This is a genomic window from Pseudonocardia alni (genome assembly GCF_002813375.1).
GTDB lineage: Bacteria > Actinomycetota > Actinomycetes > Mycobacteriales > Pseudonocardiaceae > Pseudonocardia > Pseudonocardia alni.
Genome location: NZ_PHUJ01000003.1, coordinates 4,756,602 through 4,770,237, shown reverse-complemented (window position 1 = coordinate 4,770,237; position 13,636 = coordinate 4,756,602). Strand labels below are relative to the sequence as shown.

Below are 13,636 nucleotides of genomic sequence, written 5' to 3'. Positions count from 1 at the left end.
CGTGGCGAGATCCGGACACCTCGGGCACCGTGGGGCGGGTACCGGCCCCGTCGGCCGGCGCGGCGGGGAGGTGGTGGCGTGGTGGCCGTGGTGTTCCAGCTGCTGTCGTTCGCGCTGCTGGTGATGGCCGTGGTCGGCGCCTACCGGCGGCTGCGCGCCGACCGCGGCCCCGGTCCCGGCCCCGCCCCGGAACCGAGCGCACGTCCCGTGCTGTCGTCCGAGGCCGTTGCCGCGGAGCAGGCGTGGCGACGCGCGCGGGCGGAGTTCCAGCGGCTGCGCGCGGAGTTCGCCGCGCACGAGGCCGACCCGCTGGCCGTGCTGCGCCGCCCCGCGCTGTCGGACACCACGGTGGCGGCCACCGCCCGGTTCGTCGACGCGTTCGCCGAGGCCCAGGCGCTGGACACCGACGGCTACCCGGGCGAGCCGCACGCCGGGACCCACGTGCGCGCCGTCGACGCCGCCCGCCGCGCCTGGACCGCCGCGGTCGACGCCGCCGACCGGATCCGGCTCGCCGGGCTGGACCCCGGGGAGCGGCGCACCGTCGAGCGGGTGGTGAAGCTGCTGACCACCGCGCGGGACTCCGACTCCGAACCCGAGCGGCTCGCCGCCTACGGCCGCGCCCGCGTCGAGCTGGACCGGCTGGAACGGTCCGGACGGGTACACCTGCCCCGCCCGGCCCGCGCCCGGCTGGACGCCGCGGCCCGGGGCGAGCTCCCCGGGCCGTGACCGGTCAGGACTTGTCCAGGTAGGCGGCCCGCTCCTCGTCGCCGAGGGTCTCCCCCACCAGGTCCCGCAGCCGCGGGTGGCCGGCCAGGCCCGGGTCGTCGGCGACCAGGTGCCGGGCGTACACCTGGGCCTTCTCGATGACCTCGCCGTGGCGCAGCAGCGACAGCAGCTTGAGCCCCGAGCGGGAGCCGGACTGGCTCGACCCGAGCACGTCGCCCTCGCGGCGCAGCTCCAGGTCGAGGCGGGCCAGCTCGAAGCCGTCGGTGGTCCCGGCGATCGCGTCGAGCCGTTCGCGGGCGGCGGTCGCGGCGGGCATGTCGGTGACCAGCAGGCACAGGCCGGGTGCGCTGCCCCGGCCGACCCGGCCGCGCAGCTGGTGCAGCTGGGACAGGCCGAAGCGGTCCGCGTCGAGCAGCACGATCCCGGTCGCGTTCGGCACGTCGACGCCGACCTCGATCACCGTGGTCGCGACGAGCACGTCGAGCTCGGCGCGTTCGAAGGCCCGCATCACGGTGTCCTTCTCCTCCGGCGGGAGCTTGCCGTGCAGGATCCCGACCCGCAGCCCGGCCAGCTTCTCCTCGATCAGCGGGGCGATGTCGAGCACCGCGAGCGGGGCGCGCCGCTCCTCGCCGCCGTCGTCGTCCGGCGGGGGCTCCTCGGCGTCCTCCTTCTCCGTCCCGCCGACCCGGGGGCACACGACGTAGCACTGGTGGCCCGCCTCGACCTCCTCGCGGATCCGCTGCCACACCCGCTCGATCCACGACGGGTGCTCGGCCAGCGGCACGACCGTCGTCGCGACCGGGGAGCGGCCCTTCGGCAACCCCTTCAGCTCGGACACCGCCAGGTCCCCGTAGACGGTCATGGCCACGGTGCGCGGGATCGGCGTGGCCGTCATGACCAGCATGTGCGGGGCCTTCTCGCCGCGGGCGCGCAGCGCGTCGCGCTGCTCCACCCCGAACCGGTGCTGCTCGTCGACCACGACCAGCCCCAGCTCGGCGAACCCGACGGTGTCCTGGATCAGCGCGTGGGTCCCGACGACGATCCCCGCCGCCCCGGACTGCGCGTCGAGCAGCGCCTGCCGCTTGGCCTTCGCCCCCATCGACCCGGTCAGCAGTGTCACCGCGGTCGCGTCCTCCCCCGCGCCGAGCTCGCCGCCGCGACCGAGCGCGCCGAGCATCGCGCGCAGCGAGCGGGCGTGCTGGGCGGCGAGGACCTCGGTGGGGGCCAGCATCGCGGCCTGGGTGCCCGCGTCGACGGCCTGCAGCATCGCCCGCAGCGCGACGATCGTCTTGCCCGCGCCGACGTCGCCCTGCACGAGGCGGTTCATCGGGTACTCGCGGGCGAGGTCCGCGGCGACCTGCTCGCCGACCTCCTGCTGGCCCTCGGTCAGCGGGAACGGGAGGCCCGCGTCGAACGCGGCGAGCAGGCCGTCGTCGCGGCGCGGGCACACCGGGGCAGGCCGCGCGACGGCGGCCTCCCGCCGGAGCGCGAGCGCCAGCTGCACACCGAGCGCCTCGTCCCACACCAGACGGTGCCGGGCGGCGAACAGGTCGGCCTCGGTCTCCGGCACGTGGATGCGCCGCAGCGCCCGCCCCAGCTCGGGCAGCTTCTCCCGCTCGCGCAGCGACTCGGGCAGCGGGTCGGTCGGGTCGTCGATCTGCTCCAGGACCTGGCGCACCGAGCGCGCGATGGCCTGCGAGGTCACCTTCGCGTTCGCCGGGTAGACCGACAGGAACGGGCGCAGCGAGTCGCTCTCCTCGATCTCCTCGAACTGCGGGTGGGTCAGCTGCAGCCGGTTGTTGAACACCCCGACCTTGCCGGAGAAGACGCCGACGACGCCCTGCTTGATGAAGCCCTGCAGCTTCCAGCCGTTGAAGAAGGTGGCGTCGAGCTCGCCGCCCTTCTCGTCCCGGATGACGGCCTTGAGCATCTTCCCGCGCCGGTTGCGCATCTCCCGCAGCTCGGCGCGCGCCACCGCCGCGACGACGGTGACGTGCTCGCCCGCGACCAGCCCGGCGATCTCGGTGAGCCGGCCGCGGTCGACGTAGCGCCGCGGGTAGTGCCGCAGCAGGTCCCCGACGGTCTCCAGCCCGAGCGGGGCCAGCGCGTCGGCGGCCTTGCGCCCGAGCGGCCCGTCGAGCCTGCTGTCGAGGTCGAACCCGTCGTCCATCTACTCCACTCCCAGCACCAGCGGGTAGTCGCCCTGCTCCCCCCGGTGCACCACGACGTCGACCTCCGGGTGGGTGCGGCGCAGGTCCTCGGCGAACCGCTCCCCGAGCTCGTCGGGGGCGGCCGAGCCGAGCAGCACGGTCACCAGCTCCCCACCCGGAGTGAGCATGCGGTGAGCCAACCACAGGGCACCGACAGCGAGATCCGGGGCGATCAGCACGACCTCGCCGTCGGAGATCCCGAGGATCTCCCCCGGGCGGCAGGGACCGGCCCAGGTGAGCGCCTCGGCCTCCGCGACGGCCAGCCCACCGGTCCGGGTGGCGGCCGCGGCCTCGGCCATCGCGACGACGTCGTCCGGGGCGCGACGGGCCGGGTCGTGCACCGCGAGCGCGGCCAGGCCCTGCAGCACCGAGCTCGCCGGGATCACCACCACGTCGATGCCCTCGAACCGCACCCGCTCGGCCGCGGTCTCGGTGACCGTGCGCCGGTGCGTCGCGCACGGCAGCACCACGACGTGCTCGGCGCCGGTCGCGCGGATCGCGGCCAGGACCTCGTCGACGGTCGGGTCCGGGTCGGCGACCAGCACGTTCCCGCCCGCGGCCCGGGCCAGCGCCCCGGCCCCGCTGCTCTCGATCATCAGCAGGACCGCGCGGTCCCGGGTCGGCGGCGCCGGCGGCAACGCCTCGATCCGGATCCCCGACGGGCGCCCGACCGCCAGTCCCGCCTCGACCGCGGGCCCGGCCTCGGTGGTGTGCACGTGCACCATCACCCCGCCACCGCCGTCCCCGGCGAGACCGACCGAGTCCCCGAGCCCGGCGAGCCGGGCACGCAGCGTCTCCAGCGCGGCCGGGTCGGGCCCGGGCAGCCAGTAGGTGACCTCGTAGACCGGCTGGGGCACCCACGGCACGAGTTCGCCGTCGGCGGTGACCGTCGAGGCCGGACCGGGCGTCCCCACCTGCGACGACGGCGGCGGCCCCGGATCGCCGCCCGCCGCGGCGACCAGCGCGTCCAGCACGACGACCAGGCCCAGCCCGCCCGCGTCGACGACCCCGGCCCGCACCAGCTCGGGTGGGCGCCCGGTGGCCCGGGCCAGCGCGGCCCGAGCCGCGTCCGCGGCCACCCGGGCGGCCTCGGCGAGCGCACCGGTCGTGTCGAGGCCCCCGCCGTCGGGGTCGGCGCGGCCGGACGGGTCGGCGCGGCCGGACGGGTCGGCGCGGCCGGACGGGTCGGCGCGGCCGGACGGGTCGGGCAGGTCGGCGACCCGGGTGAGCTCCGCACCGGCGGAGGACGGCCCGGTGGCCGCCCCGGCCGCCACCCGCGCCGCCACGGCTGCGGCTGCGGCGTCGAGCACGGTGAGCGCGGTCCCCGGGCGCGGCGCGGACACCGCGACGGCCGCCAGCGCCGCGGCCCGCCGCAGCGCCCCGGCGAGCAACTCACCGGCCGGGGTGTTCGGCCGTCGTGCGGCCGCGGCCTCCAGCTCCTCGGCCAGGCCCCGGAACAGCTGGGACAGGATCAGACCGGAGTTCCCGCGGGCCCCGCGCACCGCGGCCGCGGCCAGGGCCGCCGCGGCACGCACCGGCCGGACGTCCTCGGCGGCGGGGTCCGCGGCGGGGGCATCGGCGGCCGGGGAGTCCCCGTCCAGCGGGGCCGAGGCAGCCGCACGGGCGGTCAGCAGCAGGTTCGACCCGGTGTCGTGGTCGGCGACCGGGAAGACGTTGATGCGGTCGATCTCGGCCCGGCCGGCGGTGAGCCGCTCGGCGGCGGCGTCGATCCAGCGGCGCAGCAGCGCGGGGTCGAACGGCGAGGCCACGGGCCCCACACTAGGTGCGCGGAGGCCTCCGGTGCCGCGGGACGGCCCCGCGCGCCGGTCACGACACGGGCGTGGCTAGAATTGAAGGCCGAGCCTCGGCACGTCCGTGCCGAGAATCTGTTCGTGAATCTGTTCGTCAACCCGAGGAGTGTCCGACGTGGCTGCCGTCTGCGACGTCTGTGGCAAGGGTCCGGGCTTCGGCATGTCCGTCTCGCACTCGCACCGCCGCACCCACCGCCGCTGGAACCCCAACATCCAGACGGTGCGCGCCGCGATCAACGGCGGCAACCGCCGTCGGATCAACGCCTGCACCTCCTGCCTGAAGGCGGGCAAGGTGACCCGCGTCTGAGTGCGCGAGACCCGAACCACGATCGAGGCCCGGTCCCCTGGGGACCGGGCCTTCGTCGTTCCCGGGCTCGGCTCAGCCGACCACGGAGCGCCACCAGCTGCGGCGTGCCCCGCGCACGGTGACCGAGCCCATGCCGACCTTGCCGTGCACCACGAGGTGCGGCCCGGCCGCCCCGGGCGTCGATGGCACCCGGGTCTTCACCTCGCCCCAGGACGCCTTCGTGCCGTCGACGTCGGCGGTGCCGCCCTCGGGCAGGACCAGCACGACCTCGCCCATCCCGAGTGCGACCTCGACGTCGATCCGCGGCGGCAGCGACCGCACCTCGGACAGGTCGAGGTGGATGGTCCCCATCGACGACGACAGGTGCAGCGCCGCGGGAACCTGCCAGTCCCCGGTGCGCTTGATCGTCCCCGCCGCGGTCGTCAGCCGCACCCGCTCCGACGGCGCGGGCGGACGGGCGGGGACGGGCGCCAGAGCGGTGACCGACGGCGGCAGCCCGCCCGGCAGGTCCGCCAGCGGCGGCTCCAGGTCCCGGGCGACGCGCGCGGCGTAGACCGCGTCGAGCCGTTCCTCCAGCTCGCTCAACGTGATGCGGCCCTCGCCGACCGCGTCGTGCAGCCGGCGGGCCGCCGCCTCACGGTCGGCATCCGATATGCGCATGTCCCCCGGGTCGTCCACCCGGTCCAGCCTAGGGCAGCTTCCAGTCGACGGGTTCCCCGCCGATCTCCTCCAGCAGGTCGTTGGCCCGGCTGAAGGGCCGCGACCCGAAGAAGCCGCGGTCGGCCGACATCGGCGACGGGTGGGCCGACTCGATCGTCGGCACGTCCTCCAGCAGCGGAGCGAGGTCGCGGGCGTCGCGGCCCCACAGGATCGCGACCATCGGCTCGGCGTCGCGGGCCACCAGGGCGCGGATCGCCTGCTCGGTGACCTCCTCCCAGCCCTTGTTGCGGTGCGAGGCCGGCTCCCCGGGGGCGACGGTCAGGCACCGGTTGAGCAGCAGCACGCCCTGCTCGGTCCACGGGGTCAGGTCACCGGAGGTGGGCGCCGGGTGCCCGAGGTCCTCGGCGTACTCGCGGAAGATGTTCTGCAGCGAGCGCGGCAGCGGGCGGGTCTCGGGGGCGACGGAGAACGACAGCCCGACCGCGTGGCCCGGGGTCGGGTACGGGTCCTGTCCGACGAGCAGCACCCGGACCTCGTCGAAGGGCTGCTGGAACGCGCGCAGCACGTTCGCCCCGGCGGGCAGGTAACGGCGGCCCGCGGCGATCTCGGCGCGCAGGAACTCGCCCATCGCGGTGATCGTCTCGGCGACCGGTTCCAGGGCCTGGGCCCACCCGGCCTCGACGACCTCGTTCAGCGGCTTGGCCATCAGCCCTCCAGCCGGCGCAGCTGCGACGCGAAGCGGCGGCCCCGGTCGACGTAGGACTCCACGGCGTACCGCCAGCGGTCGGCGGGCACCTCGTAACCGTCGCGGACGCGGGCGGGCACGCCCAGCGCCATCCGGTACGCGGGCACGTCGGCCTTCGGCGACACCACCGCGCCGGCGGCGACGACCGCGCCCTCGCCGATCGTCGAGCCGTTCAGCACCACCGAGCCCGACGAGATGAGCGCCCGGTTGCCGATGGTGGCCGCCTCGATGTGCACGTTGTGCCCGACGGTCACCTCGTCCCCGATGATCGTCGGCTCCCGCAGGGTCGTGTGGATGATCGACCCGTCCTGGATGCTGCTGCGGGCACCGACCTCGATCCGGCCGTCGTCACCGCGCAGCACCGCGGTGGGCCAGACGGTGGACTCCGGGCCCAGCGTCACGTTGCCGATCACGACGGCGTCCGGATGGACGTAGGCGGTCGGGTGGATGTCCGGTTCGGCGTCACCGAGCGCGTACAGAGGCACACCGCGAGGGTACGAAGCGCCCGCGGACCGCCACGCCGGGGGCCCCGAACCGTGTGCGTCGCCCCCCGGGGCGGCCGTCCTACCGCTCCGGTGCCCGGTCGACCCCGTCGACGCTGCGCGAGGACGGACCCGGCTCCGGCGACGACGGCTGAACCGTCCGCACCTCCCGGGCGCGCGCGTCGGCGTCGATGTCCTCCCCCAGGTCGTCGACGACGAGTGCGTCCCGGTCGATCGCGCCGCTGCGGTAGGCCGAGCGACCGACCACCTGCGAGATGACCGGCGCCGTCAGCACCTGGAACAGCACCACCAGGATCAGCGTCGAGGAGTTCTCGAACTCCAGGTTCACCGCGACGCCCAGCAGGATCAGCAGCAGCCCCAGGGTCTGCGGCTTGGTGGTGGCCTGCAGCCGGGCGGGCAGGTCCGGCAGCCGGACCAGCCCGAGCGCGCCGAGCAGGCAGGACAGCCCACCGGCAAGCATCAGCGTGGCGGAGACCACATCGAGCACGTCGTGCACGCCCATCAGCGGTGCCGCTCCCATCGTTCGACCAGGCGGGCCGCCGTCGCCGAGCCGACCAGCGCGATCAGCGCGACCGCGGCCAGCAGCGGGATGTTCGACCCGTCGGAGTAGATCGCCGCGTACACCGCGGCCGCCGCCACGATCAGCACGACGAACACGTCCAGGGCCGCGATGCGGTCCAGCGTGGTGGGGCCCTTCAGGAGCCGCCACATCGTCAGCGCCGCCGCGGCGGTCAGCATGATCAGTACCAGCGTGTGGACGACGGTCACCGGTCGTTCCTCCCCGCGTCCTCGGCGGTGACCGCGGCGGCGCACCGATCCCGGTCCTCCTGGCTGCCGACGGCGTCGATGACCCGCATCTGCAGCCGCATCATGTCCCGGCGAGTCCGTTCGACGGCGCCGGGTCGGTGCAGGCCGAGTGCGTAGACGTACCAGCGGTGCCGGGCGCGGTCGATCTGCAGCGTGAAGCTGCCCGGGGACAGCGCGCAGGCCGCGACGATCGTCGTCGCGGTGCGGTCCGAGCCGGTGCACAGCGGCAGCCCGACGATCCCGGACCGGGCGCGCGGCCCGTGCCGCAGCGTCACCATGCTGACCCGGATGCCGGAGACGACCAGGTCCGAGACCAGGAAACCCAGCAGCCGCAGCAGCTTCCACGGGCGGATCGGGAGCGGCTCGGGCAGTAGCGGCAGCGGGAAGACCGCCGTGACCGCGGCACCGACGAGCAGCCCGCCCACGATCGCAGCCGGGGAGAGACTCCCCCACAGCAGCACCCACACCAGCGCCAGCGCGAGCACCTGCGGGACCCGCCTGCGCACGCTCCCGCCCCGGGAGCTCGCACCCGTCGGCTCGGCGACGGAGTCGGGGGCCGGCGGGGGCACCCGGGCGGGGGTGGGGGCGTGGTCGGGCTCGGGCGGGTCGCCGACCTCGGCCGCTCCCATCTCGGCCTCCCGGCGAGCCTCCGGCGAGGACAGCACCCGGTCCTCGCGGTCGTCGCCGTCGGGGCGGTCCTGCGGGTCCGGGCCGTCGGCCGTGCCCGCGCCACCGCGGCTCGGGGTCTGCTCGCTCACGGGGTCACCTCCGGGGTGTCGCCGGCCGCGGTCCGCACGGTCGTGTTCCCGTCGACGTCGCCGGGCCGGCCGTCGGCGCTGATGGTCCCACCGCTGCCGGGGTCGGCGCCCGGCCCGAGGACGGCGTCGGTGTAGCCGGTCCGGTCGTGCAGGTCCACCCCGGCCCGGGCGGTCACCCCGGACAGCGGGCCGGCGAACAGGGCGATCGCGACGCTGACCACGACCAGCGCGGACGCGCCGACGTACATGCCGCGGGCGCTGCGCGCGGTCCCGACGACGAGCTCGTCGTTCGGGTCGTCGTCGGCGAGGGGCTCCTTGGGCGCGCCCCAGAACACCCGCACCCAGACCCGGGCGACGGCGTAGAGGGTCAGCAGGCTCGCCAGCACGACGACGGCGGCGACCAGCGCCCCGGCGGGGCCCGCGCCCGCACCGGCCTGCAGAAGCGCGAGCTTCGCGACGAACCCCGAGGTGGGTGGCAGCCCGGCGAGGGTGATCGCGGGGATCGCGAACAGCACGGCCAGGTGCGGTGCCCGCTGGGCCAGCCCACCCATCTGGGAGATCGACACCGTCCCGGTCCGCCGGGTGATGAGCCCGCTGACCAGGAACAACGTCGCCTGGACCGTGATGTGGTGGACGACGTAGAGCCCGGTCCCGGCGATGCCGTCGGGGGTGTGCAGGGCGAGCCCGAACACCATGAACCCGATGTGGCTGACCAGCAGGAACGACAGCAGCCGGTTGAGGTCGTCCTGGGCGACGGCGCCGAGTGCCCCGACCACCATCGTGACGGCGGCGATCACCAGCAGCAGCGTCGACGGGCTGTCCTGCGGGAACACCAGCGTCTGGGTGCGCAGCAGCGCGTAGATACCGACCTTGGTGAGCAGGCCCGCGAACAGCGCGGTGACCGGGGCGGGCGCGTTCGGGTAGCTGTCGGGCAGCCAGAAGTGCAGCGGCACGATCGCCGCCTTGATGCCGAACACCACGATCAGCACCAGGGCCAGGACCGCGCGCAGGCCCTCCGGCAGCGCGCCCATCCGCCCGGCGAGGTCGGCCAGGTTGACCGTGCCGGTGGCGGCGTAGACGAGCCCCACCGCGGTGAGGAACAGCAGCGACGAGGTCAGCGACACGATCACGTAGGTCATGCCGGACCGGATCCGCGACGCCGACGTCCGCCGGGTGATGAGCACGTAGCTCGACGCCAGCATGATCTCGAACGCGACGAACAGGGTGAACAGGTCGCCGGTCAGGTAGGCCAGCGACACCCCCGTCGACAGCAGCAGGAAGATCGGGTGGAAGGTGGTGCTGGCGGTCTCCCGGCCGTAGTCGGAGATCCGCTGGTCGATCGCGTAGACGAGCACCGCGAGGGTCACCACCGTCGAGATGAGCAGCAGCAGCGCCGACATCCGGTCGGCGACGAGCACGATGCCCATCGGGGCCGACCAGCCGCCGAGCTCGGCGACGACCGGGCCGTTCGCGTCGGCCGCGACCAGCAGCACGGCGGCGACGACGCACACCAGCGTCAGGGTCACCACGCCGATGACCCGCTGGGCCGAGGCGCGGCGGCTGACGACGACGCTGGTCGCGGCACCGAGCATGGGCAGCAGCACCGGCAGCGTGACCAGGGCCTGTAGCGGGGTCACCGGCGGCCCTCCTCGAGCTCGTGGGAGTCGGCGGTGTCCTCGGGCTCGGCGTCGGTCTCGTCCGCGGTGCCCTCCTCCATCGCGCCCTTGGGCTTCTGCCGGTCGGCGATGCGGCGGTCCTCCACGTCGTCCTGCACCTCGTCGTGCCCGACGAGCACCCAGGAGCGGTAGCCCAGGGCCAGCAGCAGCGTGGTGAGGGCGAAGGTGATGACGATGGCGGTCAACGCCAGCGCCTGCGGGAGCGGGTCGGTGATCTGCTCGGGCAGCACCGCGTCGAGGATCGGGGCGCGGCCGGGCGGGCCGCCGGAGACCTGCAGCAGCAGGTTCGCGCCGTGCCCGAGCACCACGATGCCGATCAGGATGCGCATGAGCGATCGCTGCATCAGCAGGTAGAACCCGACCGAGTACAGCACCGCGAGCACGATCGCCATGCTCAGGTTGATCGTGGTGTTCATCCGCGGCCACCTCCGCCCGGGACGTCCTCGCCGGCCTCGCGGGCGTCGCGGGCGATGCCGGAGCCGAGCGAGCGCAGCAGGTCGAGCACCACGCCGATGATCAGGAGGTAGACGCCGACGTCGAGCAGCAGGCTGGTCACGATGTCGAGGTAGCCGAACGGGCCGAAGGTGATGGTCCACTTGACCGAGGCGAGCACCGGATCGCCCCAGGCGACCGGGGCCAGTGCGGTGAGCACCGCGACGATCAGCCCGGTGCCGACCAGCACGGGCGGGCGGATCCGGAACCGGGAGCCCAGGTTGTCGTCGCCGCCCGCGATGTGGCGCAGCACGAACGCGAGCCCGGCGACCAGGCCGCCGGAGAACCCGCCGCCGGGGCCGTAGTGGCCCTCCAGCAGCAGGAACACCGAGAACACCAGCACCACGGGGAACAGCAGCCGGGCCGCGGCCTCTAGCACGAGGGTCCGCTCGCGGACGTCCGGGCAGGCGCCGGGGAGCATCCACCGCCCGCTGGGCTGGTCCATCCGGGCCCAGCTCTCGGCGTCCCCCGGCGGGGGTGCGGGCTTCTCCTGCGAGGCCGTCATCCGAGCACCTCCTGCTCGTGCTTCGGCGATCCCGAGCCGCTGCGCACGACCGTGCCGCCCTTCTTCTTGTCGTAACGGGTCGCGAGCACCAGGCTCGCGGTGCCGGCGGCACAGATCAGCAGCACGGTGATCTCACCGACCGTGTCGAGCGCCCGGAAGTCCACCAGGATCGCGCTGATCAGGTTGGTCGCGCCGGCCTCCGGCGCGCCGGCGATGAACGGCCCGGTGGTGGCGGGCGGCAGCGTGCGGGCCCCGGAGAGCACCACGGCCATCCCCGCGACGAGCAGGCCGCCGACCGCGGCGACCGCGGCCTTGGGGGCTCGGACGCGGCGCTCGCTGTCCGGCTCGTCGAAGTGGGCGGGCAGGCGTCGCAGCACGAAGACGAACGCCACCAGGGTGAGCGTCTCGACCAGGAACTGGGCGAGCGCCAGGTCGGGGGCACCATCGATGACGAACAGGCCGCCGATGCCGTAGCCGACGGCGCCGACCAGCAGCACCGCGGTGAACCGGCGGTGCGCCAGGCACAGCGCGATCGCCGCGACGATCACCATCAGCCCGACCGGGACCTGCATGATCGAGTGGTACGGCGCCTGGTCGGTCGGGAACGTGCCGGTCACGGCGAGGACCGGGCCGGGCAGCGCGATCAGTGTCGCGAGGATGCAGCCGAGGTAGACCGGCAGCGAGCCGATCTGCAGCCGGCCGGTGACCGTGATCGCCGAGCGCTCCAGCCCGGTCACGACGGCCTCGTACCCCCGCTGGGCGGACACGTGTGGCACCGAGAGGTGCCCGGTCAGGGTCTGTCCGTAGCGGTGCAGGAGGAGCCCGCCGGCCAGCGCGACGCCGGTGAACAGCAGCGGCAGCCCGGGAGTGTGCCACAGGGCCAGCTCGTAGCGGGCGGCGTAGGCGTCGCCGAGCGGGGGCAGCGACGCGGCGTAGGAGGCGGCGAGCTGCTGGACCAGCGGCGCGGCGAACCCGGCCGCGATCCCGGTCAGCGCGCACAGCCACGCCGGGCCGGACAGGCCGAGCGGGACCGGGTCGCCGCCGGTGGGGTGCAGCCCCTTGGTGGAGAACGCGCCCCACAGGAACCGTGCGGTGTAGGCGACGGTCAGCAGCGAGCCCGCGACCAGTCCGATCGCCGCGATCCAGCCGCGGACGCCGCCCTCGAGCACGAACGCCTCGAACGCGGCCTCCTTGCCGACGAAGCCGAGCATCGGCGGGAGCCCCGCCATCGACAGCCCGGCGAGCGTGGCGACGACGGCCAGCCCGCGCCGGCGGCGCCCGAGACCGCACAGCTCCCGCAGGTCACGGGTGCCGCAGGCCTTGTCGATAGCCCCGACCACCATGAACAGCGGCGCCTTGAACAGGCCGTGCGCCAGCAGCATCGCGATGCCGGCGAGCCCGGCCACCCGCGAGCCGGACCCGAACAGCACCATGAGGAACCCGAGCTGGGAGACGGTGCCGAAGGCCAGCAGCCGCTTGAGGTCGGTCTGGCGCATCGCGCGCCAGCCGCCCAGCACCATCGTCGCGAGGCCGAGCACCATGACCGGCGCCCACCACACGGGGTGCACCGAGAACGCGGGCCCGAGCCGCGCGACGAGCACGACCCCGGCCTTCACCATCGACGCCGCGTGCAGGTACGCCGAGATCGGCGTCGGGGCGGCCATCGCGTACGGGAGCCAGGGGTGGAACGGCAGCTGCGCGGACTTGGTCAGCGCGCCCAGCAGGATCAGCACGAGCGACACCGACAGCGCGACCGGGCTGTCGGGGGCGAGCGTCGCGGAGGTCGCGGCCGCGGTGATCTCCGGGATCGAGTACGTGCCGGCCAGCTGGCCCAGCAGCACGATCCCGAGCAGCATCGCCAGCCCGCCGAACACGGTCACGACGAGCGCCTGGACCGCGGCGCGGCGGTTCTCCCGGTACTGGCCGCCCTGCCCGACGAGCAGGAACGACGTCAGCGACGTCAGTTCCCAGAACACGTAGAGGGTCAGCAGGTCGTCGGCCAGGACCAGGCCGAGCATCATCCCGGCGAAGGCGACCAGCAGCGCCGCGGAGCGGGCCGCGTCGGTGGAGCGCGGTCCGAAGTACCAGGCCGCGTAGATCATGATCAGCGCTCCGACGCCGGAGACGAGCACGATCATCGCGATCGCGAGCGCGTCCATCCGCAGGCTCAGCGTCAGCCCCAGCTCGGGCGCCCACTCGACGCGGTCGGTCACCCCGCCGGAGAGTGCGGTCGAGGCCTGCGTCATCGCCCACACGAGGGTGGCGGCGAGCAGGGCGGCGCCGGCGCCGAACGCCAGCCGCCGGTGGTACCGGGCGAGCGCGGGCAGGCACAGCGCCAGGACGAGATGGGCGGCCACGACGGCGAGCACCGACACCTCCTGGGGTCACGGGGTCGTTCGGACCAGCGGTTCCGCTCACGTCACGGCCGGACCCGGG

At 74.8% G+C, this 13,636-nt stretch carries 14 protein-coding genes; 2 read left to right on the top strand and 12 right to left on the bottom strand.

What is annotated here, in order from left to right; translation table 11 throughout:
- Positions 1-78: 78 nt before the first annotated feature.
- On the top strand, positions 79-726 hold the full coding sequence (locus ATL51_RS23480; protein WP_100879963.1) for a hypothetical protein: 648 nt from the start codon (positions 79-81) through the stop codon (positions 724-726).
- 4 nt (positions 727-730) lie between these two features.
- On the opposite strand, the gene recG is transcribed toward ATL51_RS23480, so the two are convergent.
- Both recG and ATL51_RS23470 read right to left on the bottom strand, forming a co-directional pair.
- The gene (gene recG / locus ATL51_RS23475; RefSeq protein WP_073578211.1) at positions 731-2,896 is read right to left on the bottom strand and encodes an ATP-dependent DNA helicase RecG; all 2,166 of its coding nucleotides are present in this window, start codon (positions 2,894-2,896) and stop codon (positions 731-733) included.
- Positions 2,897-4,705 (bottom strand): DAK2 domain-containing protein, encoded by a 1,809-nt coding sequence (locus ATL51_RS23470; protein WP_167410041.1) that lies wholly within the window; start codon positions 4,703-4,705, stop codon positions 2,897-2,899.
- Positions 4,706-4,862: 157 nt separating this feature from the next.
- Between ATL51_RS23470 and rpmB the strand changes: the two genes are divergently transcribed.
- The gene (gene rpmB, locus ATL51_RS23465) at positions 4,863-5,054 is read left to right on the top strand and encodes a 50S ribosomal protein L28 (RefSeq protein ID WP_020627372.1); all 192 of its coding nucleotides are present in this window, start codon (positions 4,863-4,865) and stop codon (positions 5,052-5,054) included.
- A gap of 72 nt (positions 5,055-5,126) precedes the next feature.
- On the opposite strand, the gene ATL51_RS23460 is transcribed toward rpmB, so the two are convergent.
- From ATL51_RS23460 to mbhE, 10 genes are all read right to left on the bottom strand, one after another.
- Complete coding sequence (locus ATL51_RS23460; RefSeq protein ID WP_301549156.1) at positions 5,127-5,732, bottom strand: DUF1707 SHOCT-like domain-containing protein; 606 nt, start codon at positions 5,730-5,732, stop codon at positions 5,127-5,129.
- Between the two features lie 10 nt (positions 5,733-5,742).
- The gene (locus tag ATL51_RS23455) at positions 5,743-6,423 is read right to left on the bottom strand and encodes a uracil-DNA glycosylase (RefSeq protein ID WP_100879961.1); all 681 of its coding nucleotides are present in this window, start codon (positions 6,421-6,423) and stop codon (positions 5,743-5,745) included.
- Complete coding sequence (locus ATL51_RS23450; protein ID WP_100879960.1) at positions 6,420-6,944, bottom strand: gamma carbonic anhydrase family protein; 525 nt, start codon at positions 6,942-6,944, stop codon at positions 6,420-6,422. The genes ATL51_RS23455 and ATL51_RS23450 overlap by 4 nt, the downstream gene beginning before the upstream one ends.
- Positions 6,945-7,023: 79 nt before the next feature.
- On the bottom strand, positions 7,024-7,482 hold the full coding sequence (gene mnhG, locus ATL51_RS23445) for a monovalent cation/H(+) antiporter subunit G (RefSeq protein WP_322789691.1): 459 nt from the start codon (positions 7,480-7,482) through the stop codon (positions 7,024-7,026).
- Positions 7,464-7,730, bottom strand: coding sequence for a monovalent cation/H+ antiporter complex subunit F (locus ATL51_RS23440; RefSeq protein WP_062400930.1), 267 nt, complete (start codon positions 7,728-7,730; stop codon positions 7,464-7,466). The genes mnhG and ATL51_RS23440 overlap by 19 nt, the downstream gene beginning before the upstream one ends.
- Entirely contained in the window at positions 7,727-8,527 is an 801-nt protein-coding gene (locus tag ATL51_RS23435; protein WP_083659107.1) for a Na+/H+ antiporter subunit E, read from the bottom strand. The genes ATL51_RS23440 and ATL51_RS23435 overlap by 4 nt, the downstream gene beginning before the upstream one ends.
- Positions 8,524-10,119 carry a Na+/H+ antiporter subunit D gene (locus ATL51_RS23430; RefSeq protein ID WP_202417703.1) on the bottom strand — a complete coding sequence of 532 codons (1,596 nt, stop codon included), beginning with the start codon at positions 10,117-10,119 and terminating at the stop codon, positions 8,524-8,526. Before ATL51_RS23430 ends, ATL51_RS23435 begins: the two co-directional genes overlap by 4 nt.
- A gap of 41 nt (positions 10,120-10,160) precedes the next feature.
- Positions 10,161-10,619 carry a Na(+)/H(+) antiporter subunit C gene (locus ATL51_RS23425; protein WP_062400925.1) on the bottom strand — a complete coding sequence of 153 codons (459 nt, stop codon included), beginning with the start codon at positions 10,617-10,619 and terminating at the stop codon, positions 10,161-10,163.
- Positions 10,616-11,200 carry an MnhB domain-containing protein gene (locus ATL51_RS23420; protein WP_073578217.1) on the bottom strand — a complete coding sequence of 195 codons (585 nt, stop codon included), beginning with the start codon at positions 11,198-11,200 and terminating at the stop codon, positions 10,616-10,618. Before ATL51_RS23420 ends, ATL51_RS23425 begins: the two co-directional genes overlap by 4 nt.
- Positions 11,197-13,575 (bottom strand): hydrogen gas-evolving membrane-bound hydrogenase subunit E, encoded by a 2,379-nt coding sequence (gene mbhE, locus ATL51_RS23415; protein WP_100879959.1) that lies wholly within the window; start codon positions 13,573-13,575, stop codon positions 11,197-11,199. Before mbhE ends, ATL51_RS23420 begins: the two co-directional genes overlap by 4 nt.
- Between the last annotated feature and the right edge of the window lie 61 nt (positions 13,576-13,636).

Bases quoted from the DNA above. Each gene is read 5' to 3' on its own strand.
- recG (WP_073578211.1), bottom strand. From the start codon at position 2,896: ATGGACGACGGGTTCGACCTCGACAGCAGGCTCGACGGGCCGCTCGGG.
- mnhG (WP_322789691.1), bottom strand. From the start codon at position 7,482: ATGGGAGCGGCACCGCTGATGGGCGTGCACGACGTGCTCGATGTGGTC.
- ATL51_RS23430 (WP_202417703.1), bottom strand. From the start codon at position 10,119: ATGCTCGGTGCCGCGACCAGCGTCGTCGTCAGCCGCCGCGCCTCGGCC.
- ATL51_RS23425 (WP_062400925.1), bottom strand. From the start codon at position 10,619: ATGAACACCACGATCAACCTGAGCATGGCGATCGTGCTCGCGGTGCTG.
- ATL51_RS23420 (WP_073578217.1), bottom strand. From the start codon at position 11,200: ATGACGGCCTCGCAGGAGAAGCCCGCACCCCCGCCGGGGGACGCCGAG.